Raw genomic sequence first — 23,441 nt, 5'->3', positions numbered from 1 at the left:
GACAGGAGACAGGAGACAGGAGACAGGAGACAGGAGACAGGAGACAGGAGACAGGAGACAGGAGACAGGAGACAGGAGACAGGAGACAGGAGACAGGAGACAGGAGACAGGAGACAGGAGACAGGAGTCAGGGGAATTGTAGAGGAGGTAGTCGGAAAAATTGTAAGAGTGATTTTTCTGCCATAATCGCCCCAAAACACTAGCTTTTTGAGCTTGAGCGACCGAAAAGCTTGCACTTTTTCAAGGCAAAAAAAGGCTCAAACCAATATCAGTCAATGCTTTGATCTTTAATCAGCAAGCCCTAAATAAACCCAACAAGTTTGGGGCGGGTTTTAGGGCTAAACTGGAAATATCAAGGCTTTCGATAAACCCGCCCCTACAATTTTTTTAACGTTTAATTAGAGCTACCTACTTATCATCTTTCAATCCTGTTTTACTTTTGTCATTCAATTACTTTTTATAGCTTTTAATTGTTGGCGGAATTCCTCTAATTTTTGTTTATCCTCAGCAGTCATATTTTCCTTATTTTCCAACTCTAAAATCTTTTTAGCTAGATCTAATTCCCGAATCGGATTCCAAGTTTTATCATTTGCTTGAGCAAAGCCAGACCAACCATGAGGTTTTAGAATTGCAGCATTTTTATAGTTATAGAAAAAGTTACGAATTTTCTGTTTTAAATCTGCTGACAAATCTTGACGATAAGCAATTGGGTCGCTAGGAATTAAAGTAGAAGTCCAGATAGTTTCTATATTAGCTCTTGCTTTTGGATTTGTTTTTTGGAGTCGGTCTAAAGCTTCATTATTATTAGTAGCTACATCTACTTGATTATTGGCTATTGCTAAAGCTGTTGCTTCGTGACTACCGGAAAAAATTAAGCGTTTAAATGCTTTTTTCGGGTCAACTTGATTTTGAGCAAAAACATAATAACTTGGTACTAAAAAACCGGATGTAGAGTTCGGGTCATTAAAAGCAAAAGTTAAATTACCTGCATTTTTAATTACATATTGATCGCCTCCCATTGCTTTAGCTTCAGCAACTATAGGATTACTTTTGTTAGTAATTAAATGAGAGTAATAACCTTTACCACCTTCTGTATCTACTACTTGGGCAAAAGCCTCAGCTTTAGAGCGTTTTGCTGCTTCAATATAGGATTTTCCTCCATACCAAGCTAGGTGGACATCCCCAGTTCGCATGGCTTCAATTACTGCTACATATTGAGTCACATAAAATGCTTTAACTGGTAAACCAATAGAATCAGAAAGTGCTTTGATAAATGGTTCCCAAATTGGTCTTTGATTGCTTTGAGATTCTGTGGAAATAATTCCAAATTTTAGTTCTTTTACCTGAGCTAATGTTTGGGGTGAGAAAGTTAAATTAGCTAATTTTGCTCCGGCTAAGGATAGAGCAAATAGAGATGAATTTTTAACAAATTTACGTCGATCCATGGTGTTCTTTTCTCTGGAAATATTAGTAGTTGTCAGTTATAGTTTGGTACCAATCAGCTTTTGTGTTTTTTTACAGACAGATTTGTCCGTCAATCGATTATCCTATATTAATGTTAAGCCTTGGTTAAGCTCCCTTTCGAGAATTTTTGAGTTAGAAATTGGCGATCGCTACGAGATAAATAGTAGCTATTAAACAGCTATAGCTCAGTAGCAATGAGCTTTTGTTTTTTCAGAGACAGCTCAATTTGTCTAATACATTATTAGAGTGCCGCTACGCGGAAGTTAAAAGTCAATCATTTTTGATTTGTAATTGTTTTAGGATTTTGTAACTGGTCAGTTATTTCCACCATCCTCAACTAGATTAATGTTAAGCCTTGGTTAAGCTCCCTTTCGAGAATTTTTGAGTTAGAAATTAGCGATTGCTACGAGATAAATAATAGCTATGAAACAGCATCATCGCAATAATTTTAGGCTATCAAGTTTTGCTGATTTTATTGACTGTTAATAATTGAAAAATGACACTTAATTAGACTTTTTGAGAAATAAACTTTATAGCAGTATGAGCTGCTATATAATTTTTTTTATGCAGTTAAGGTATTTTCTGAGCAGCTAGGAAAAATTATATCAGGCACGCTTTAACGAAAAAAAAATCCCACCATAATCTTAAAGTTTGGTAGAGAATAATGTTAATTAGTTGTTAGCTGAAAGGCTGGAAATAACTAACTCTAATAATTAAGAAAATGCAGTTCTATCTAGTTGGTCTAATTGGTGAATAAATTCTATTTCACCAGATTCTATTCCGTCTTGGTAAATTACTTTCTCGCAAATATAAAAGGCTAAGTGCTTTTGAGAGGGGTCTAAAGACCGCAAGGCATCCAAACCAGAATGAAGAGCTGCTTCAGAATGGTTTGCAAATCCTTGATTCTCAAAAGTCTCTATACAGCGGTCCAGTATCTCTCTTACCTGCTCTTGTGGAGTGTTCAACAGATCGGAACCCATCTCCACAATTAAGTTTTTTTCCTGGTCACTGGCATGACCATCTACAACAGAGGCCAGGGCAGCCAATTGGATAATATTGTTAACAGTATCAGAATTCATATTTTTCTCCATGAAAGTGATGGGAGAAGTGGTTATTTGTTGGGGTAATTACATCAATAACTAACCAATCTCCTTACTACTCAGACTAAATCAAAATTATAAATTTTCAGTTAATTCATTCATCAATATTTAGATTTTGCAGAAAATATTCCGATGACAATTAAAAATTATGGCGTTGGTAATTGGTAAGATGATTTTCTACTAGGGGTGATACCCATCACTCACTTTGGTAAAATATTTAGAGGTATCAGAAACAGACTACTCTTAAAGTTTCATCTCTTGATTTACCAAGGCAAAAATTATTATTACTTCTAATAAATTAATTTTTCCTATTGTCGTTAAGATGTTTTATTTCACAAGTCATATAAAGCACATTTTATTAGGAATAAATAAATATAGTATAAAAGTCGAAGCAAAGGGTAGCGGACATGCATTAGATTCCACCAAGGGTGAGGTACACCCCGAAGCGGGCAAGATGCCCGCACTTGCATTCATTCAATTGTTAATCTCTGTACTTCATATACTTAGAATCTGCTTGCTGTATCAAAAGCTTAAAACTCAGACAACGCCAGATTTTTCCTTCTTGCTTATTGCTTCTTCCTTCTTTCTTCTGCTATATAAAAAACTCTCCACCATAATCTAAAATTTAGTAGAGAATAATGTTAATTACTTGTTAATTGAAAAACTGTAAAAAGTTAATTCTAATAATTAAGAAAATACCAATCTGTGTAATTGGAAAAAGAATCTCATTTCAGACTCTTTTACTTCTTTGTCTATGTGAATTACTTTATAGCAAATGTGAAAGGCTAGATGCTTCTCAGAATCTGTTAAAGGCTTTAATGCCTCCAAAGCAAAATTAAGTGCTGTTCCAGGATTGTTTGCAGCACCTTTAGATTGATAAATTCCAATACATAGGTTGATAAAGGGTCTTACTTCATCTGGAGAAGTTCTCAACAGATAGGAACCATCATCAACAATGAAGTTCTTTTCTTGTTCAGAGGCTTGACCATCTACAACAGTAGCTAGCGCAGCCAATTTTAAAATATTTTCAGCAGTAGGATTCATAATTCCCTTCCATTAAAGTGATTAGAGAAGTGGTTATTCATTGAGGTAATTACATCAATAACTAACTAATCTTCTTACTACTCAGCCTAAATCAAAATCATCAATTTTCAGTTAATTCACTTATCAATATTTGGCAAAAAATATTTCGATGACAATTAGAAATTCTCATAACTTCCGGTCAACTAATTTTTCCTATTTGTAGTCAAATAATGTTTTCTCAAAAATATAAATAATATATAAAATTTTATTACTTCTAAGTCAGTATTTTGATATAGTAATTATTTATATTTATTTATGCTAATATAATTAGATCTCTTGCCAAAGTTCCAAGAATGAAAATCAATCAAAATCAACTCAAAAATTACCTTTGATTCCTCTAATCACAGCCATTTATTATCTGCTAACCCACTCATAAATCAATAATTATTAAATCTCAAAAAATCAGTAAAATTATTAACTATAAATACCTAAATTATATTTTTAGTGTTTCTCTATACATTGCTATAACTAAAATTATCTCTTGGGCCGAGGTTTATTTACCAGGAGCTGGTTGGGTTGTTCTAGACCTCACCTCTGGTTTTTTGACAGCAGAAAATCACATTCCTCTGGTCTGTACTCCCGAACCCACTGCAGCAAACCCAGTAAGAGGCACCACCGAACCTTCCGAGTCTAACCTGGAATTTTCCGTTACTGTTTCTCGCTATCAAGAAAAACCCAGACCTACCAAACCTTATACCGAAATGCAATGGCAAAACATTAACAACCTTGGTCGGGAAGTCGAGGAAAAACTAAGACGTTTGGGTTTGGGGTTAACCACCGGAGGGGAGCTAACCTTCATTTCTATTGATGATTTTGAATCACCCCAATGGCGAGTAGAAGCGTTGGGAGATGACAAGCGACGCCTTGCGGGAGAGTTGTTAGACCGTCTGGAAAAAAGATTTGCCAAAAGTGGAGGGTTATTACACTATGGTTTAGGCAAATGGTATCCCGGTGAAGCTTTGCCAAGGTGGTCGTTAGGATGTTATTGGCGCAAAGATGGGGTTCCTATTTGGGGCGATCGCTCTCTCATTGCAGAAGATAGTAGAGATTATGGTCATACTGGGAAGGAAGCAGAAATTTTCATAGTTTTGGGAACAACCTTATCATCGAGATTTAATTCGCTGGGGTACGATGTTGCACGACCGCTTTATGTTGCCTCATTATATTGGGGAAGATTTGCAAAAGGTAATTGAAGATTTACAGTCAGCGGGTTTTGAGTTTGAATTTGAGTGGTTTACGCCGTTTCTTCATTCCCAGTAGACAGTAATATTTCCCGAATCTCAGAATTAGTAGCAAATTTGTTGAATACTGCCTTTTGCATAATATCATATTTTACCTGTTCCCAATCTGAACGTAATGGGCGTTTGCGATCGCCTCCCAGATTTGCTGCTTCTCCTGGTGTTGCTGCTAAACGAATTTCATCAGCATCAGGCATACCTGGAAATTTTTGAGCTTGAAAATAAAGAAAAAATTTTTTTTGAGTCAATCCTATCAGTTTTAAAGGAGAGGTAATTGTTAATTATTAATTATTAATGATTAATGATTAATTGTTGAACTTACCAGGTGACTCGATCGCTTAACTTATCTAATATTTGAGGTCCAATTCCAGACACTTGGTCTAGGTCAGCTAAAGATGTAAAAGGTTTATTTTGTCTAGCTTGAATAATCCGCTCTGCTAATTTTGGTCCAACACCAGGTAATGTTTCCAATTCTTTAGCAGTAGCTGTATTGAGATTAATCTTAGTGTTAGTATCTATTGTCGGATTTTCAGTTTCTGTTAATAGATCGCCACATTCTTTTTGTTGTTTCTCTACTTTTTTAATCAACCAGGATGGTATACCCAGAGTAGCTGTTTGATAAAGTCTTTGAAATTCACGGTCAAAATGAGCTGCTACTGTAGAATTTTCAATTATCAATAAAGTTTCATCGTTGTTTTTATTAGCTGCTTCAGTCCAATTGTGAGAACCAGTTATGACAATCGAATTATCAATAATTCCGAATTTGTGATGCAGGCGATCGCCAGGGAGTAAATTTGGTACTCCTACTGTAAAAATTGGTTTCTCCCAAGTCCGATTATCTGCTTCATATTTACATTTATTAGCCAAGGCAATACCCATCATATCTAATCCTTCACTATAATAGCGATAGGCAAAACTTGGATCGATTAAACCTTGAATTAATACTCCTTTTTTAGATTGATTTTCTAGAGTATTAACTAATGGTTGTGATGAAAATACAAAGAGGGATAAATCAACAGATTTTTGTGCTAATTCTAATGTTTGATTAATTAAACCATTGGTACTTTGCTGCCAAGATTTAGTATTAGAAATAGGAGAAAACTTTACTGCCACTTTCGTATCTCCAATAAATATTTGTCTGACAGGTCTAAATGGTTTTTTCACGCCAAATTTACTATCCTGTTTTCTACCAGGTCCGTCTCCCCATAAGAGATTAAATTCTTCTGTGAACAGTTCAGCTAATTCAGAACTTTCTATTTTTAAAAGATTATTAGCATTTCCTCTACTCATAGATTCTGAAAAATCTCCATGAATACTGCTATTAGTAAAATTAGCTGAAGTAACAATAATAGTTTGACCGTCCACAACCACAAATTTGTGGTGCATAAGGCCACTACCCTTAGAACCATCGGCAGTGTCATCAATCAAGGGAACCCCTGCATTAGTTAAGATCACAAGAGCATCACTGCCGTTAATTTCATCTTGACTAAGATAACCATCCATGTTATTGTCAGCAAGCTGAAAAAATTCTATGTAGCGTTCGTGTTCCCGTTCAGATAGTTGAGTTACTTCAAATTCAGTCAAGCTTCCCCAAGAACGATTGTAGGTGTTTTCAATAATTACTCGTACCTTTATCCCTGCTTGATAACGTTCGACCAAAGCTTGAGCAATACCAGGTAAACGTAACTCTTGAACCGCCACATCTACACTAGAAGTAGCATTAGCAATAGTATCAATGATTATTTCCTCAAGATTATCTCCCAACCTAGTTTGCTGGCGATCGGACTCAGTATAGGTTGAAGCTTGGGACTGATTAAAATAAGCTTCAATTAAGGGGTATTGTGGTAATTGGGGAAGATGAGGAACTAACTGCTGATTTGTATTCTGACAAGCAGTGAGACTCAGAACCAATAGTAAAATATAAACAAAGCGCAGTTGAGTAGAAAAAAATAGCACTGATTTAAGGAAAGCCAATATCCTATTAGTTAGGGTGAGATAGTTCACAAGGGTAGGTTTTTTACTTTCTAATTGTGACAAGATTTGGAGGAAAAGGAGGACAAAGAACGACACTGATTTATAATACTTATGCAGTGGCCTAAATCTTAAATATTCTTGTTGCTTATATTTGAATCTTAAAAAATATTGATGTTGAATATTGTGTCATAATGGCCGATAATGTTAAATTGAAAGTGGACTATAACCCTACTAAAGTGTAATTAAGTAGTTTGTAGATTTTTTAATTAGGTCTGGAAAAAAAAATATTTAACGATGACCAAAACTGATAGAACTTGGTAAAAGCTAACTTTGCTGTTTTATGCCGAAAAGAAAAAGGACTTTTCCGTGTGGCCATAAGGGATATGGGAGAAAATGCCATCGTTGTGAACAACAGGAGATGGCACAGCAAAGAGTTGATGAAAAAATAGCAGAAAAGCGAGAAAAAAAGTTAGAATGGGAAGCTTCTTTCGATGGCGATTTGATAGACTTGAGGGGTTTACCAGACTATGTAGTGGTTAAAGCCAGGTCAATTATTTCTGCATTAAATGATAATCAAAGCTATCGAGAATTTGGAGGTAAACGGCTCCGCCATAATCGTTTCATAGTAAGTATACCTGTTACTCGCAACTATAGAATGATTTGTCAAGATTATGGTAATTTTGTCATACCACAGAAAGTTATGTCACATGAAGATTATAATGTTTGTAAACCTAAGTAGCTATTCAACAATTAATAATTAATAATTGCCTCTCCTTGAAAACAAGAGGATTAACGAGACAGGAAAATTTTTTCTTATCTTGCTATCATGGATATTGCTCTGAGACCTCGCTATTCCTCGACCGCTTTTTTCTCCTTTAAAGGAGAGGCTTTAAACCTTAATTATTCGCTAACTTTTTAGAATTTAACTATTAAAAGTATAGAAATATCTGAGTTACAACAGCCACATTAAAAATAATTCATATATATAGCAGTCCTATTAGAATTTTTAAGCAAATATCTGGGAATTTACAGAGTAGATATATCGCGTAATTTTGTCTGACTACTTAAACAATTTTTATTTACTTTTTCACTCCTTTATCTCAAAAATTCTGTGACAATATTTTGATTATATTGTAGAAGTTAATGATAAAAACGGATAGAAATGATGCAAATTTATCTAGACTACAGTGCCACAACACCAACAAGGCCAGAAGCAATTGCGGTTATGCAACAAGCTTTTACCCAACAGTGGGGTAACCCATCTAGCTTACATACATGGGGCCAGAGGTCGGCAACATTAGTAGAGAGGGCAAGAATAAAAGTGGCTAATCTGATCGATACAGTGCCAGAGTCAATTATTTTTACTTCTGGGGGGACTGAAGCTGATAATATGGCAATCATGGGCGTGGCACGTTGCTATGAAAAACCCCAACATATCATTATCTCTAGTGTAGAACATTCTGCAATTTCAGAACCAGCAAGAATGTTAGAAAATTGGGGTTGGCAAGTTACAAGATTACCTGTCAATAGACAAGCAAGGGTAGATCCAGAAAAACTACAAGCAGCATTACAAGCAAATACAGTTTTAGTATCAATAATTTATGGTCAAAGTGAAGTAGGCACTCTCCAACCTATTGAGGAACTAGGTAATATTTGTCGTTCTCATGGGGTTTTATTTCATACTGATGCCGTTCAGGTGGTAGGACGTTTACCAATAGATGTACAAAAACTGCCAGTAGATTTATTATCTTTATCAAGTCATAAAATTTATGGTCCTCAAGGTGTGGGGGCGCTTTATATCAGAGAAGGTGTAGAGCTAGTACCGATATTGACTGGTGGTGGCCAGGAATTGAAATTACGTTCTGGTACTCAGGCCGTAGCAGCGATCGCTGGTTTTGGAGTGGCAGCAGAATTAGCTAATGAGGAAATGACGACAGAAAGATTAAGGTTAATAAGATTGCGCGATCGCTTATTTGAACAGATGGCACAAACTCTTTGTGTAATTTATACTGGGGATCGATGGCACAGACTACCTCATCACGTTAGTTTTTGCATTGTTCCCCCAGAAGTTGGAACAGGGGAAACGGAAGATAACATTACAGGTAAAACTTTGGTGCGACAGTTAAACCTAGCTGGAATTGGTATTAGTGCTGGTTCAGCTTGTCATAGTGGAAAAGTAACTCCAAGTCCAATATTACTCGCAATGGGGTATACAGAAGATGTTGCAACTAGAGGTATTCGTTTAACATTGGGACGAGAAACAACGGAAGCAGATATTGATTGGACAGCAATAGTACTGAAACAAATTTTGGAAAGACTGATACCTAGAAAACTTGCTATTGTGAATTAAAAATAAATATAGCATTTCAGGAGTCAGGAGTCAGGAGTCAGGAGTCAGGAGGAAAGAAGAAGGACAAGGAGAATAAAGTTTTTTTATAGCTAATTAAACGGATATGATATGAAGTATCAATGATATCATGTCCGTTGGGGCGCGTTTGTGTAAACCCAAGCATGAATATATGAATATATATAGCAAATTGAAGTTTTTTCTTGCTCTTAACTTAAGCCTTCCTACCTCTTGCCTCTTGCCTCTTCCTTCTTCCTTCTTCCTTACCTTCGCGCTTACAATACTGATGCTACCGGACATAATCTGACAAATAATTTTGTCTTACTCTCTCTCTGTAGGCAAGGAATTAGGATATATATATTGTGATCGCTTTATTCAAAGTAAAAGTAGTACAAATTTCAACTATATTAATTATTCCCAATATGATTTGTTCAATGGGAGTATTTAGTCTTTCATAACTTTTGTTATTTTGGAACTTAGTATTAATGTGCAAAAAATACTATTACTTAATATCAAGCACATTAGTCAAAAAAGTAGTAATTATCTTTTTCTTTCTGAGTTTAACACCCCGCCGTCTACAGGGTGTTTACAATTGGTTGTAGCTTGAGTTCCCATTCACTTTTTCCTCCTTCCTTCTTCCTTTTTCCTTTTTCCTTATTCTTTCTTAAACAAGTCTAAAAATATTATATAATTTGAATGGTAATTTTCAATTTGAACTAAGATTAACAAAGAAAATATACCAATAACTCATAGTCTCAAAATTCGGAGAAAAAAATTGAAAAATCAACAACAAAGTTTACAAACATTAATATTAGCAACTGTGTTATCATTCGTATTGCTAATTGGCTTCAATTCCTTTGTAATTATTAATCCTGGTCAAGCTGGTGTTATTAGTATTTTAGGTAAAGCTAGAGATGGCGCTCTCTTAGAAGGCATTCACTTTAAACCTCCTTTGATTTCTCAAGTTGATATCTATGATGTGACTGTACAAAAGTTTGAAGTTCCAGCCCAAAGTTCTACAAAAGATTTACAACAATTATCAGCAAGTTTTGCAATTAACTTTCGCTTAGACCCCGTGCTGGTAGTAAAAATTAGAAGAGAACAAGGAACTCTACAGAATTTAGTTGCGAAAGTAATTGCACCACAAACTCAAGAATCTTTTAAAATTGCTGCAGCTAGAAGAACTGTTGAAGAAGCTATTACTAAAAGGGAAGAATTGAAAGCAGACTTTGATAATGCTTTAGGTTCTCGTTTAGATAAATATGGCATTATTGTGTTAGATACTAGCGTAATTGATTTAACATTTTCTCCTGAATTTGCTAGAGCAGTTGAAGAGAAGCAAATTGCTGAACAAAAAGCACAACGAGCAGTATATGTTGCTGAAGAAGCAGAACAAGAAGCTCAGGCAGACATTAACCGTGCAAAGGGTAAAGCAGAAGCTCAAAAACTATTAGCTGAAACACTAAAAGCACAAGGTGGTGAGTTGGTTTTACAAAAAGAAGCGATCGAAGCTTGGAAAGCAGGTGGTTCTCAGATGCCTAAAGTTTTAATTATGGGAAATGAAAAATCTCAAAGAGTTCCTTTTATTTTCAATCTTGATAATTTGGATGAAAATAAATAGCAGGGAATAGGGAACAGGGAATAGGGAACAGCGAAAAACATTGGCGTTGCTGAGTGGTAATGATTTTTAGATTAAGTATCAACGCTAAACATCGGTTTTTCAATTTTACCTTCAGTTACTTAACATTACATTTCAGCAATGCCAAAGCATTTCCCTGTCTGAGGTTCATTATTAGCATAAGTCCTAAGCGACTTGTTCCTTGCTATAAATTAAAAAATTAAAGTATAGGAGGATATTTTTTTCAAGAAATCTTTTAGTTAACTGTTTCTAATTCTGACGCACGCAGACGAAATTATACACCATTTGTAGGAGTTAACGGCCGTTAACCCTATATTTGGTGACTATGTGTAATACCAATTTGAAAAAAGAATGTTACGAATAGTAAGAGCAATAAAAAGACAAATGCAGGAGATATTCCTTTGACTAAAAAGGTAATTTACGCCCTAAAAAATGGTATTAAAGCTATTCCCATACGACTCCTGACTCCTAAGAAATACCCTAGATATTTGTGGCAAACATTTATCAATTTGGTATAAGTCCTGACTACTTTAAAAGTTCTGCAAATAACAACTATTCAACTAAAATTTGAGCATCAGATGAAGTTTCTTCTGCTGGAGTTGGTGAAGCTGTTGCCTCTGTTTCTGGAATCACAATTTGCTTTTTAGGCTTTTTAGAAGGTTTATCAAGCTCTTCAAGTGGAGTTGATATGGGGAATGATTTTTTGCTCTCCTTCTTAGAAGGTTTATTGAGTTGTAGACCAGAAGGTGACTCAGTTGCTTCCGGTTCTTGTATGGGTGCGGGTAACTCAGTTGCTTCTGGTTCAGAGCTAGGAATAACTTTAGGTATAGGGTTAACTAAATTAATATCTAGCTTATAGTCGGTACCAGGAGATCCAGGTAAGGGAGTGAGAGTTATCTTGTAGTCGCTATCACTGGGTAGAGTTCCTTTCCAAATAGATACTTTCTCAGAAATTCCATCTACTGGTTCACCATCTACTGCTACTAAACTCATTAATACTCCTTCTCCTGTAACTAATAAATTCAAATTTTGCCCAAGACTCCCAAAAATTATATAGTCAATACTTTCATTCCCTTTTAAGCGACCTTCAATAGATATAGGTTCCCCTGGCAATACATTCAGACGTTCTTCTGAAGTAATTGATGGAGATGGAATTATCACAGGAGCAGGAGTCTCCGGAATAGGAGTAGCATTCGGTAGTGTTGTGATAGGTATTTCTGGTGTTCCAGATGGTACAGGAACAACAGGTAATGGTGATGGCAAAGTAGGTGATAGTGTTGATGTAGTTGTTGGAGATGGGGATGAAGTGGGTATTGGTGATGATGGAGGAGGAGTAAGGGTCGGTACTGGTATCGGATTCATTTTCGTTGGTTGCTGAAGTTGAGGTTCTTGTTGTCTGCGCTTGAGGAAAAAATTAACTGCACTCCAAGATGCTACGCCAGATAAAACAACTAATACTGCTACTAATGCAGTTGCAACCCACTGGTGATTATCAAAAAAGCTATGGTTGCTATTGGGGTTAAGGTTTTGATTTGGAGTTGCTCCTATTGTTGGTTGTTGAGAAGATGAAGGATTATTTTGTTCTTGATTTATGGTAGGTAATTGCTGAGATTTGATATGGGGTAATCTTGCCAAAGCTTGCTCTACTTCAGTAACAGACTGATAGCGATCGCCTGGTTTATGACTTAACATTCTATCGATCATCTCAGCTAACCCTGGACTAACTGCTACCCACTGTTGCCAATTCCAAGTTAATGTGGTTTGGTCGATTAATTGTTGGGGTTCTTTTCCCGTCAATAGTACAACTACTGTAACTGCCAAAGCATATAGATCGCTATTTGCTGTTGCTCTTCCCAGTTGAATTTGTTCCCAGGGAGCGTAGCCAAATTTTCCTACATTTGTCAAGGGTGCTGATAAGTGGGAAGATTGAACTTTTGTTGCGAGTTCTTTAACTACTCCGAAGTCTATCAATACTGGCATTTGATCGCTTTCTCGCCTAATAATATTGTCGGGGGATATATCTCGGTGAATGATACCAAAACTGTGAATATGAGCTAAGACGGGTAAAATTTGTTGTAAAAAAGTTAGCACTTCTGCTTCTGAGAACAAACTATCTGTTATTTGACGCTCTTGCAATATGCTGCGATAGGTTTTGCCTTCGATATAATCTTGTAAAAGGAATAAACGTTGATTTTCTTCAAAAGTGGCTCGAAATTTGGGAATTTGGGGATGTTGAATTTGATAGAGAATAGCTGCTTCGCGAGAAAATAGTTCTTGAGATTTAGTTACTGCATAGGCATTTGTCTGTAGGGGAATAAATTCTTTGAGGGCACAACGCTCGTTAAAACGACCTGTATCTTCTGCTAGGTAGGTACGTCCAAACCCACCTTGACCGAGAATATTAATCAAGCGATAGCGGTTTTGTAAAATAGTTCCTACAGGAATTGGTGGTTGCATAATAATAAATTTAATTTAATAGGGAACAGGGAATATATAGCTGAAGTCAGAAGTTAGAAGTCAAAAGTCAGAAGTAAAATTATTGCTGTGACTAAATTTGAGAGGAGCGAGAATGTCCGCGCGAGTAATGGCGACTGCTATAGAACCCCCGATCGTATCTTCATAAATATGCGCGTTTTTTTTGCCTTGAGTCAGGAGACAGGAGACAGGAGACAGGAGGGAAGATGTGGGGAGAAATAATACAAAAAATTCAACACTCCTTCAGATGATTTTTCCTCAAAATTGATGGGCGAAAAGACTTGACTACCATAATTATATAGATATCAAATGGGTTCTATAATTGAAATGTGTTTTAGCTTAATATTTTTTGTATTAATAAATTTATCAATTTACTACTGACTGACAGATGAATCAATGAGTTCGCTTGAATATTTATAATATCTTTCAATAATTAATAATGGATAATTGATAATTGATAATTACCTCTCCCTAAAAGGAAGAGGACTGAATAAAAGGAAAATTTTTTCTTGTTTCTCCACAGCGAGTGAGAGGCTTTAAACCTTAATTATTCGGTAAAGGATTCGTAATAGGTAATGGATAATTAGCAATAACTTAGACAACTTCAAATCATAACTGATTATCCGAATATGATCTAAAATCTTCACCAAATCTTATTTTTACTTTTAATAATTATTTTATATCCTTATTTATTGCTTGATTTTTTCCTGTTATTATTATCAGTAGATCATCAGAAAAAAGGGGAAATGAGATAAATTTTTATCAGATATTTGTGATTGATTTATAGTATACAAATATCTCTATTATTCTCAAACATAGAAACAGTTATTCTTACTTGATTTTATCAAATAGTAGTTGAAACTCCTCCTTCTTCAGAACCCTTGATTTCTGAATATAAATAGAATTGTCTGTAGCCACCTACATCTACTATTTATGCTCACCTACTTATTTTTGCTGTTGATGGCAGAGTTTAATTTTAGGAAAATAATCAAGATATTGCCTAAAATCATAATCCCTTCCCATGTTGTTAAGGCCATTAAAAATGGCAAGATTTATGACCTTAACTATAGTATTGAGGTGAGCTTAATTTTTAACTATGAATTAAGCCTAGCCTTAACTGCTTCCTGCACTTTCTTTCCATCAGCCTTACCCTTCAACTGTTGCATGGCCGGACCCATCACCTTACCCATATCTTTAGGAGAATTCGCCCCTACCTGAGCAATAACTTCATCAACGATCTGAGCAATATCTTCATCAGACAATTGTTTTGGTAGATATTCTTCAAGAATGGCCAACTCTGCGGCCTCTCCATCTGCTAGTTCCTGACGACCTGCTTGAGTATACTGCTCTATTGAATCCCGGCGTTGTTTAGCCAACCTTATTAATATATCCATTTCTTGAGTCTCTGTCAGAGAATCCTTTCCTGCTGCCCTAGCATTGGCTTCCTCTTCTAGAATTACTTTTTTAATGCTACGAACTGTTTCCAGACGAACCTTATCTTTGGCCTTCATCGCCACTTTAATATCCTCTGTAATTCTGTCCTTTAAACTCATAATCTCACTCCGGATACCAATTCACTATAAAGTCATTTTACAAGCTATATTAATACTCTGTTAAGGTTTTTAGTCAAACGCAATGTATATTTGACTTTGGATCTTTGACTTTTGACTTAAGAAGTTAGTATTTCAGGACTTACGCACCTGCAACATATTTCCGTCCGAAGCGACCGACAGGGTTTGCGCAGCAGTCTGGAACAGAAAGCCATCTCAAATCCTAATTTTTCGTGCCTTATGCGTAAGTCCTATATTTATCAGAAAAATGGAATTTACTTAAGAGATTTTACGTTTTTTAAAGACCTCCATAATTTTCTTACTAAATATTCAACATTCATCTGACTTAATCTAGCAAATATTCTTGGTATATTACTAAAAAAACGATCTTTCTATCAATCAAAATACGGAAGAATATTTTTAGTTTGAGATGATAAGATCGCAATGAATAAAGGTGCTGCGAGGGCTTACTGTGATCCGTGCTACTTTACCAATTCAGGCTCCTGTGCCTGCCACTGCTAACGATCATAATAGATTGAGACTTTTCTCTGGATCTGCTAACGTTCCTTTGGCTACGGAAGTAGCTAGATATCTGGGTTTAGATTTAGGCCCAATGGTGCGTAAACGTTTTGCAGATGGAGAACTATACGTTCAAATTCAGGAATCAATTCGAGGCTGTGATGTTTATCTAATTCAGCCTAGTTGTCGTCCAGTTAATGACAACTTGATGGAAATGTTAATTATGGTAGATGCTTGTCGTCGTGCTTCTGCCAGACAAGTGACTGCAGTTATTCCTTACTATGGTTATGCTAGAGCAGACCGTAAAACTGCTGGTCGAGAATCAATTACTGCCAAATTAGTGGCCAATTTGATTACTGAGGCGGGTGCTAATCGTATTCTAGCAATGGATTTGCATTCTGCCCAGATTCAGGGTTATTTTGATATTCCGTTCGATCATGTTTACGGTTTACCAGTAATTTTAGATTACTTAGTAAGTAAGAATTTATCTGATATTGTTGTTGTTTCTCCCGATGTGGGTGGGGTAGCGAGAGCTAGAGCTTTTGCTAAAAAGTTAAACGATGCCCCATTAGCAATTATTGATAAGCGTCGCCAAGCTCACAATGTGGCAGAAGTGTTAAATGTGATTGGTGATGTTAAGGGAAAAACTGCTGTGTTGGTAGATGACATGATTGATACAGGTGGTACCATTTCTGAAGGGGGACGACTTTTGCGCAAACAAGGGGCGCGACAAGTTTATGCTTGTGCTACTCATGCGGTATTCTCACCACCAGCAGTGGAGCGTCTTTCTAGCGGGATATTTGAAGAGGTAATCGTTACTAATACTATCCCATTCTTAGAGGAACATCATTTTCCTCAGTTGACTGTTCTTTCGGTGGCAAATTTATTGGGTGAGACTATTTGGCGCATTCATGAGGATACTTCAGTTAGTAGTATGTTTCGCTAAAATTTGTTGCTCTGAGATACTAGCTCACGCTTTCCTCACGATTTTTGGGAGGGAAGAATTTGGAGAATTTAATATTCACGAAAAATTAATAGAAAGAAAATTTTTGTGAAATTTTGGGAGCTGGATATTTGGAAAGTTAGTCCTTTTTTACTGTCGAGGGTTAGACCCACAAGGGTCTACCTACTTCGGTTAATTATGAGTAAGGAAAATTTAATCTTTTTTGCTTATAGCAGAAGGAAGAAGAAAGAAGAAAGAAGGAAGAAGAAAAAATCTGACTTTGTCTTAGTTTTAAGTTTTTGACCTGTCCTAACCTTTGCTTCCACTGCTATAACAGTAGGGTTTATTCTATGCTCTGCTGTTATTATTTAAAATATTTTTTTCTAGTTATATTAAGTCCGTACAAATCGCATTTTTCAACTTAAGGTAGAAGTGGGTTTAAGCTATTAGATATTATCTTTTATTTTGCGGGTTTAATAGCCCACCGTCAACGGGAGTGTCGAAAATTGGGGTTATAAGACACAGATACCCGTGTGGCGTGTTGAAGACTATCCATAAGCAATTAGACCTTCTGCCTTCTGCCTTCTTCAACGAAAAATTAAGGTATAAAACCTCTCCATTCATAGAGAAAAAATCCTTTTAGCTAATCTTATTTTTGATAATAAGAGATAATTATTAATTATTAATTGTTAATTATTAATTTTTGAAGATGTACCTGACGCTTAGAAAATGCTATATTACTTCTTTCTTCCTGATTAATTTGATTAGATTACCTACTTCTGGAGAGTACAAAGTTCTCCCAAAAAACAATTTGTTTTGAAGACTGAAAGTATTACTGGCAAAGGCTTATAGTACTTACAGCTATGAATAAAAAGTTTTTAACCTTTAGATCGCTGAAAGCCTTAGCTAGCAATAGTTATTCCAAGAACTTTGCACTGTCTAGTACCTACTTGTGTTTTGCACAAATAACGAATTTATATAAAAAAATTATATTAAAAAGTGTTTCGGTACGGAAATGCTGTTTGCGGAGCATTCCGGTACGGAAAATACCGATCGCTAGTTAAAACTATTGAGGTTATTATATGGCAACTATCGAATCTCAAGACATGACTCTAGAAAAGTTATTTGATGAATTTTATGTCATTCCTGATTATCAGCGCGAATATGTTTGGGAGGAAAAAGAGGTCAATGAATTTATTCAAGATATATATGAAGAATTTTCTGAGCAAAATCAAAATTCCTATTCTGAGTATTTTATTGGCAGTATAATTGTTTGTAGTCGTGGGGATAATTTGTATGAAGTAATTGATGGGCAGCAACGGATGACTACTGCTTATTTAGTTCTCTGTGCAATTCGAGATTATTTATTAACTATTAATTCAAATGAACGTATTGAAGCATTAAAAAATAAGATTACTTCTCTATATACAGATGACTGGGGTAATGACCAGTTTAAACATAGGGTAGAACTGCAATATGAAGAAAGTAGGGGAGTACTAGAAAATATTGCTATGCAAACAAATTTAGACCAAATATCTCCTACTCGTTCTGTTAAACATATTCAGAATGCTTATGCTGAAATTAGAAAGTTTCTTTCTCTTAAATTTGAATTAGATGAAGTTGCTATTTCTTATATCAAAAAATTTTATGCTTATTTTCTCAAAAATGTTAAATTAATTCGCGTAACAACTGCTAGTGTTGCTCATGCTTTGAAAATATATTCAACTTTAAATCATCGTGGTTTACCCCTAGATGATATGGATTTACTCAAAAATTTGATTTTTGCTAAAGCTAAACAAACAGACTATGAGAAAATCAAAGTAAAATGGAAAAAAATTATAGATTTACTCTATCATTCTCAGGAAAGACCGATGCGTTTTTTGCGCTATTTTATTTTGGCAAGATATGCAGAAGATGGAAATTATATTGCAGAGAAAGAAGTCTATGATTGGTTCCTCAAAAATGAACATAGATGTGGATATAATACTGAACCTATTCTATTTGTGAATGATTTATTAGCTTCGGCAGAAGCTTATGTAGCATTTTTGTCAGGTAATAATCTCGATGGAACAGTAAATCGTTATTTGGCAAATATTCGCTGTCTCAGCGTTAATGTTAGGCAACATTTAATCTTACTTTTAGCTGCTTATCAATTGCCTCAATATTGTTTTATTGAATTATGTCGGCAGGTAGAAAATTTATTATTTGTGGCAATGTTGACTAGCGATCGCAATCAAAAGGCATTCGATGGCATGATTCTTAAGTGGGCCAGTGAATTACGTCAAATCACATCAAGATCAGAATTTAATCAATTTATTGCTAGTCAAATTTTTTCTAGCAAGCAGGTAGTGGCAGATAAATTTGAGAAAGCATTTCATAAACTTAATAAGTTATCATTTCAGCCTTATCAAATTAAATATATTTTAGCCAAACTAACACAATACATAGATGAAACTGCTTGGGGTAGTGGGGGAGGAATTGATGATTTAAGCAATTATCTTTTGAAATTAAATGTAGAACAAATTTTACCAGAATATCCTACTCAAAAAGTAATTTTATCTTTCGATAAACCTCGTGAAATAGAAAGTTATAGTAAACTTTTAGGTAATTTGACTTTGTTAGAAAGTTCGATTAAATCTGCTATTACTAATATGAGTTTTACGGGAAAAAAATTAGGCTATACTAAGTCAAGATTTCTATTGACTAGAACTATTGCTGAAAAAATTTCTGTTGGGAATAATACAACTATTGACTTAGCGGTAAAAGATTTAAAGACCTTTATTAAATGGGATTCCCACGCAATTGAAACTCGACAAGAAATATTAACTCAATTAGCTAAAAAAGTGTGGGATCTTCCTGAGTAGTCGAGTATTGCTAAATAAGGTTTGATGAAAAGATTGGTTTAATTATCTATTACTCTACTCAGCTATTTCATAACTCGTTTAACGTCCTATTTTGATATTTCCAATATCGGTCAAACCTTGAGCTATATCGGCTTCTGTGTACTGATTATTGAACTTGTGCCAAAATCCAAGTAACTATATACCAAGAGCGCTCGTTTCTCATTGCTAATTGATATATTGGATTATCTGGATCTTCGGGAATTTTATGACCTCTAAAACTCATTTGAATATAAGACCATACTTCTTGATTACCCCAACCATTAACTTCAACTATTTTAAGATTGTAGGGTTTACTCATTAACGCCAAAGCTTTAGGAGTAAATCTCCAGTAATCATCGAATGCTTTTCCACCATGTATTGGGTTGATAAAGCAAGTTGTATGACATATATATCCTCCTTGTTTAACAACTCGAATACTTTCTTCAAAAGCCTTGTAAGGATTTTCAGCAACATGCTCTAAAACTTGGTCTGAAACACAAAAATCAAAAAAATTATCTTCATAATTTAGATCGCTTAAATTACAGTCTGGATAACTACTGTTATAAACTTCCGCTTGTTTTAAACCTAAAATTCTTGCCAAGTTAGCACTCCCAGATACGGCCAAAATTTTTTTAGTCTTGTCATCTTCATTAGTCAATAAGTTTTCTAATTTTTTATACATATATAGTCGTGTAACATGAGATCTTTTTTTTCCTTTCTTTGAGTTCAAACAAAAAGTAATTAAGTCTTTTGTTAAACTGTTATTTAGCGTGGTGTTAAACATTTTTTTTTCCAAATATTAGCCGAATTACCGTTAGTAATTTAAGTATGTCTGTAGCCAGAATAAATTATAACATTGAATAAATAATAATTATGATCGAGTTTCATTATTCAGGACTTACGGAACGGAACTAATTTTAGTGGGAATATCTGAATAAATGACCAAATCATAAACCATATATCCCACATTCCGTACTTCAATTTGTAATATCAAATCCGTTTAATTCGGTATAAAAAAATGTTCCATCTTCAACCATTACCAAATATTTCTCGATCTCCCCATCTCCCCAGATACTAAATGGGTTCTATAAACCGGAAGGTGCGCGCAGGGGTAACATTCCCCTTCTAAAGGTTTACTGCTGAGTGCTGATCGCTTTTTCAAGTTGGCCTGCCCCAACTCAGCCTGGCTTTTCTCTCACCCATATCTATAGAACAGCCATAAAACCTCTTTTTTCAGAATCATTGACCTTTGAAAAACCTAAAGCTACATCAAGTCTAATTAAATTCCATATTTAACACTGATTTTTGAGAGGGAATCATTAGTATTAATAATACTAAAAGAATCTAAAAAAGCTTTAGCCTCGGGAAAATCTAAGTTTCCATCTTCAGCAACTACTTGTAAACTATATAATGTTGGTCCGCTAGGGTCGATAAATATTCTTAAAAGTAATCTCAAATTAGGCTTTACTTTTGACTGTAAAATTATTTCTCTACCTGGAAATCCTTGATAGCTAATCTTCTTTTCACTAATTATTATCGAGTTAGAATTGATTGCTGCTCCATCTCGCGCTCCATCTAATCCTTTTTCAACATTATATTGACTAGGATCGACTGGATATTTGATGCTAGAGACAGAAAAAAATCGTTGTTTTTCTGGATATTGGTAGAAAACTAATAAGGCATTAAGTTTTCCCAAAGAAGTATCAACAGATAAATTTTCTTCTTCTGGTTGACCAGGAAAAAAAACTGTATAAGTATCATCTTTAGCTGTGTAATTATACCAGTTATTAGCAAGATAAATAATATTGGTATCTGTAAATTCTGATGAATATTTTAGTGGTGAATATATAACTGCTATTGCATCTAAATTTGATGTAACAGATAGAATTGTAACTATACTATAAAATATAACAATTAAGGATGATTTCATAATATTAAGCTTAACTGTTTTATATCATGTTCCCCCTCCGGGGGAGCTATGCTAACGGACGGGTCAGTTATAATAGAATTTAAGGAGTGACAGTACCGACAGTAGCAAAGAGATACTGAAATTATCAATACTATTCTCCTTGATCAAAATAATATGGGTCGCGCAACCCCGCCTTTTAAGGCGAAATATTTTTGGAGGGTTGCTCACGCATCCCCGTTACAAAAATAACTTCTAACTTCCCCTCCTGGGAGGGGTTAGGGGTGGGTTGACTTCTGACTTCTGATACCAATTCCCATGCATTATTGCTATACTTGGGCCGTACTTCAGTTGTCAACTAATTAGCACAAGCAAAATCACTTTTTTGCTAATTTCAGCTAAGTTAATGTTAATTAGGGCTTGCTGATTAAATATCAAAGCATTGACTGATATTGGTTTCAGCCTTTTTTTGCCTTTAAAAAGTGCAAGCTTTTCGGTCGCTCAAGCTCAAAAAGCTAGTGTTTTGGGGCGATTATGGCAGAAAAACCACTCTTATATCATGTCCGGTTAAACAGTGATAAATAAATAACTAGGGAGGAGTCAGGAGTCAGTCCTCAGGAGTCAGAAGGAAAGAGGGAAGAAAGAAGAACAACTGGAGTTGAAGGAGAAAGTTTTTTTATAACTAATTATCCGGACATGATATTACAATTTTTCCGACTACCTCCTATACAATTCCCATTTCTCCTGTCTCCTGTCTCCTGTCTCCTGTCTCCTACCCCTACTAAAAGACTTTTGAGCGCAAACCCTAATTATTCTTATGTTTGCTTCTTCCCCACTCCCCCACTCCTCTACTCCCCTACTCAACAAAATGTAGAAAAGTTTTTGAGAAATGGTATGACTTTGTTAATTCCTATGCATTCCTCCTTTCCTCCCTCCTGACTCCTGACTCCTGACTCCTCACACCTAAACTTTAGCTTGAATTTCTCTCAACTTCTCCCCTACTTCACCACTACTTAATAAACTTTCCGCCTTAGACAAACCTTCGCAAATATCAGAGCAAACTCCACAACGCCATAAATAAAAACCTCCATTCCAAATAGCTGCTGACATTAACTGACTCACCTTACCCTGCAAAACTTCTTGCATTTGCTCTACTAACTCCGCAGTAGAGCCTAATGAAACCTCCTTTCCTCCACAACCATAGTCACTCGGATGTAACAACAGACGTTCAAATGTGGCAGAGTTGTCAGATGGCATCGATACCCCAATAATAGCTGTCCGGTCGCGAGGTAAGTCACAACTTCCTTCTAACCCCTTGACTGTTGTATAATTTTTCACACCCTGTAATTCCAATGCTCCTCGAAACATACCTTCTGTTGGAGGATGAACATATCCCGCAGCCAAATGAACTTCTCCTGAAAAGGGAACCCAAATTAACTCCATTGTTGCTAGAGGCGGTCGTTTACCAATATCTCGACGATATTCAACTAAAGCATCTGCCTGGGAAAAATGTTTTGGTAGATAAACAAAGCCTAAACCAGTCTGTTCAAATACTTGTTGCACCTGTGCCAGCGATAGTTTTTCCCATTCAACCCCTAACCCTTGCCAAATATCAATAAAAGGTACTCCTTCTTTTGTCGGCATTCGCGCTCCACCGTGCATCACAACAAATATTCCTGCTGTTGCCAAAATTAAAGCTGTGAGTGGGGTAACTGGTGCAGTACGCGATCGCCCATCATAAGGACAACCTAATACTGTCACTACACCCATCGATGGTTGACTTTGCAGTTTTGGCCCTAATTCGTTATAGCTATCTAACATTCCTGCCAATTCATCTCCAGTCGGACGTTTAATACGGTGAGCAATTAAAAAAGCGCCGACCTGGACTGGTTTTGCTTCTTTCAACAACATCATTCGCATTGCTGCTGCTGCCTCTTGGCGAGTTAAATTTTTCCCTGTATGGGGGCCACTACCAATGGTTCTGAGTAATTCTCGAAAGCGATCGCTCATTTAATTTTTCTCTCTGGTTAATTAGGTATTTATTTTTTGATTTTTTTTAGTTAGTTTACAGCAGTTTTGGAGTTGATCGGGTACAAAATTTTAGGACTTTAGGGAGTAGGAAGTAGGGAGTAGGGAGTAGGAAAAAAAGATTAACCTTAAAACTGTACCTCACGCTTCCTAAAAAGTGCTGTAATATAGAACCCATTTGAGATCTATATAATTATGGTGTAAGAGTCTTTTCGCGCATCAATTTTGAGGAAAAATCATATGAAGGAGTGTTGAATTTTTTGTATGATCTCTCCCCACATCTTCCCTCCTGT

At 35.6% G+C, this 23,441-nt stretch carries 23 protein-coding genes; 11 read left to right on the top strand and 12 right to left on the bottom strand.

Annotated features, from left to right (window positions below):
• A partial coding sequence (locus tag F6K18_RS33350) for a hypothetical protein (RefSeq protein WP_287527304.1) occupies nucleotides 1-186 on the top strand: 186 nt, incomplete at its 5' end.
• 260 nt (nucleotides 187-446) lie between these two features.
• Here F6K18_RS33350 and phnD read toward each other — a convergent pair.
• The gene (phnD, locus tag F6K18_RS33345; RefSeq protein ID WP_287527303.1) at nucleotides 447-1,445 is read right to left on the bottom strand and encodes a phosphonate ABC transporter substrate-binding protein; all 999 of its coding nucleotides are present in this window, start codon (nucleotides 1,443-1,445) and stop codon (nucleotides 447-449) included.
• On the opposite strand from phnD, the gene F6K18_RS33340 reads away from it, so the two are divergent.
• Nucleotides 1,444-1,638, top strand: a complete 195-nt coding sequence (locus F6K18_RS33340; protein ID WP_287527302.1) for a hypothetical protein — start codon at nucleotides 1,444-1,446, stop codon at nucleotides 1,636-1,638. The two genes, phnD and F6K18_RS33340, sit on opposite strands and share 2 nt — an antisense overlap.
• A 539-nt stretch (nucleotides 1,639-2,177) precedes the next feature.
• Here F6K18_RS33340 and F6K18_RS33335 read toward each other — a convergent pair.
• A complete protein-coding gene (locus F6K18_RS33335) occupies nucleotides 2,178-2,543 on the bottom strand; it encodes a hypothetical protein (RefSeq protein ID WP_287527301.1) in 366 nt (121 codons plus the stop codon).
• A 708-nt stretch (nucleotides 2,544-3,251) separates the two neighbouring features.
• Nucleotides 3,252-3,608 carry a hypothetical protein gene (locus F6K18_RS33330; protein ID WP_287279343.1) on the bottom strand — a complete coding sequence of 119 codons (357 nt, stop codon included), beginning with the start codon at nucleotides 3,606-3,608 and terminating at the stop codon, nucleotides 3,252-3,254.
• 581 nt (nucleotides 3,609-4,189) lie between these two features.
• On the opposite strand from F6K18_RS33330, the gene F6K18_RS33325 reads away from it, so the two are divergent.
• Both F6K18_RS33325 and F6K18_RS37080 read left to right on the top strand, forming a co-directional pair.
• Nucleotides 4,190-4,840: a transglutaminase family protein gene (locus tag F6K18_RS33325; protein ID WP_287527299.1), complete on the top strand. Its 651-nt coding sequence runs from the start codon at nucleotides 4,190-4,192 to the stop codon at nucleotides 4,838-4,840.
• Complete coding sequence (locus F6K18_RS37080; RefSeq protein WP_353735248.1) at nucleotides 4,779-4,907, top strand: transglutaminase family protein; 129 nt, start codon at nucleotides 4,779-4,781, stop codon at nucleotides 4,905-4,907. Before F6K18_RS33325 ends, F6K18_RS37080 begins: the two co-directional genes overlap by 62 nt.
• On the opposite strand, the gene F6K18_RS33320 is transcribed toward F6K18_RS37080, so the two are convergent.
• A complete protein-coding gene (locus F6K18_RS33320; RefSeq protein ID WP_287527298.1) occupies nucleotides 4,882-5,133 on the bottom strand; it encodes an NADAR family protein in 252 nt (83 codons plus the stop codon). The two genes, F6K18_RS37080 and F6K18_RS33320, sit on opposite strands and share 26 nt — an antisense overlap.
• A gap of 70 nt (nucleotides 5,134-5,203) precedes the next feature.
• Nucleotides 5,204-6,841, bottom strand: coding sequence for a DUF655 domain-containing protein (locus F6K18_RS33315; protein WP_287527297.1), 1,638 nt, complete (start codon nucleotides 6,839-6,841; stop codon nucleotides 5,204-5,206).
• Nucleotides 6,842-7,173: 332 nt separating this feature from the next.
• Here F6K18_RS33315 and F6K18_RS33310 point away from each other — a divergent pair, with 332 nt between their 5' ends.
• From F6K18_RS33310 to F6K18_RS33295, 4 genes are all read left to right on the top strand, one after another.
• Nucleotides 7,174-7,308, top strand: a complete 135-nt coding sequence (locus F6K18_RS33310; protein WP_287527295.1) for a hypothetical protein — start codon at nucleotides 7,174-7,176, stop codon at nucleotides 7,306-7,308.
• Nucleotides 7,278-7,598, top strand: a complete 321-nt coding sequence (locus F6K18_RS33305; RefSeq protein ID WP_287527293.1) for a hypothetical protein — start codon at nucleotides 7,278-7,280, stop codon at nucleotides 7,596-7,598. The genes F6K18_RS33310 and F6K18_RS33305 overlap by 31 nt, the downstream gene beginning before the upstream one ends.
• A 426-nt stretch (nucleotides 7,599-8,024) precedes the next feature.
• Entirely contained in the window at nucleotides 8,025-9,209 is a 1,185-nt protein-coding gene (locus tag F6K18_RS33300) for a cysteine desulfurase family protein (RefSeq protein WP_287527306.1), read from the top strand.
• Between the two features lie 772 nt (nucleotides 9,210-9,981).
• Nucleotides 9,982-10,827 carry a prohibitin family protein gene (locus F6K18_RS33295; protein ID WP_287527291.1) on the top strand — a complete coding sequence of 282 codons (846 nt, stop codon included), beginning with the start codon at nucleotides 9,982-9,984 and terminating at the stop codon, nucleotides 10,825-10,827.
• A 570-nt stretch (nucleotides 10,828-11,397) separates the two neighbouring features.
• On the opposite strand, the gene F6K18_RS33290 is transcribed toward F6K18_RS33295, so the two are convergent.
• Nucleotides 11,398-13,302, bottom strand: coding sequence for a serine/threonine-protein kinase (locus F6K18_RS33290; protein WP_287527290.1), 1,905 nt, complete (start codon nucleotides 13,300-13,302; stop codon nucleotides 11,398-11,400).
• Nucleotides 13,303-13,389: 87 nt separating this feature from the next.
• Between F6K18_RS33290 and F6K18_RS33285 the strand changes: the two genes are divergently transcribed.
• A complete protein-coding gene (locus tag F6K18_RS33285) occupies nucleotides 13,390-13,542 on the top strand; it encodes a hypothetical protein (protein WP_287527288.1) in 153 nt (50 codons plus the stop codon).
• Between the two features lie 872 nt (nucleotides 13,543-14,414).
• On the opposite strand, the gene F6K18_RS33280 is transcribed toward F6K18_RS33285, so the two are convergent.
• Nucleotides 14,415-14,873, bottom strand: coding sequence for a GatB/YqeY domain-containing protein (locus F6K18_RS33280; protein WP_287527286.1), 459 nt, complete (start codon nucleotides 14,871-14,873; stop codon nucleotides 14,415-14,417).
• Nucleotides 14,874-15,342: 469 nt separating this feature from the next.
• On the opposite strand from F6K18_RS33280, the gene F6K18_RS33275 reads away from it, so the two are divergent.
• Both F6K18_RS33275 and F6K18_RS33270 read left to right on the top strand, forming a co-directional pair.
• Nucleotides 15,343-16,335: a ribose-phosphate pyrophosphokinase gene (locus F6K18_RS33275; RefSeq protein ID WP_287527305.1), complete on the top strand. Its 993-nt coding sequence runs from the start codon at nucleotides 15,343-15,345 to the stop codon at nucleotides 16,333-16,335.
• A gap of 1,079 nt (nucleotides 16,336-17,414) precedes the next feature.
• Nucleotides 17,415-19,196: a DUF262 domain-containing HNH endonuclease family protein gene (locus F6K18_RS33270; RefSeq protein WP_287527285.1), complete on the top strand. Its 1,782-nt coding sequence runs from the start codon at nucleotides 17,415-17,417 to the stop codon at nucleotides 19,194-19,196.
• 145 nt (nucleotides 19,197-19,341) lie between these two features.
• Here the strand turns inward: F6K18_RS33270 and F6K18_RS33265 are convergent, their stop codons facing one another.
• The 5 genes from F6K18_RS33265 to F6K18_RS33245 all read right to left on the bottom strand — a co-directional run bounded on the left by F6K18_RS33265 (nucleotide 19,342) and on the right by F6K18_RS33245 (nucleotide 23,130).
• The gene (locus F6K18_RS33265; RefSeq protein ID WP_287527284.1) at nucleotides 19,342-19,998 is read right to left on the bottom strand and encodes a methyltransferase domain-containing protein; all 657 of its coding nucleotides are present in this window, start codon (nucleotides 19,996-19,998) and stop codon (nucleotides 19,342-19,344) included.
• 495 nt (nucleotides 19,999-20,493) lie between these two features.
• A complete protein-coding gene (locus tag F6K18_RS33260; protein WP_287527283.1) occupies nucleotides 20,494-21,144 on the bottom strand; it encodes a hypothetical protein in 651 nt (216 codons plus the stop codon).
• A gap of 175 nt (nucleotides 21,145-21,319) precedes the next feature.
• A complete protein-coding gene (locus F6K18_RS33255; protein WP_287527282.1) occupies nucleotides 21,320-21,478 on the bottom strand; it encodes a hypothetical protein in 159 nt (52 codons plus the stop codon).
• A 359-nt stretch (nucleotides 21,479-21,837) separates the two neighbouring features.
• The gene (locus tag F6K18_RS33250; protein WP_287527280.1) at nucleotides 21,838-21,984 is read right to left on the bottom strand and encodes a hypothetical protein; all 147 of its coding nucleotides are present in this window, start codon (nucleotides 21,982-21,984) and stop codon (nucleotides 21,838-21,840) included.
• 99 nt (nucleotides 21,985-22,083) lie between these two features.
• Entirely contained in the window at nucleotides 22,084-23,130 is a 1,047-nt protein-coding gene (locus F6K18_RS33245) for an anthranilate phosphoribosyltransferase family protein (RefSeq protein WP_287527278.1), read from the bottom strand.
• Nucleotides 23,131-23,441 lie beyond the last annotated feature (311 nt).

The organism is Okeania sp. SIO2C2 (assembly GCF_010692625.1).
In the GTDB taxonomy this organism is placed as follows: Bacteria; Cyanobacteriota; Cyanobacteriia; order Cyanobacteriales; family Microcoleaceae; genus Okeania; species Okeania hirsuta.
Note: the sequence above shows the minus strand (reverse complement) of the source record. Positions and strands in the feature narration are given on the sequence as shown.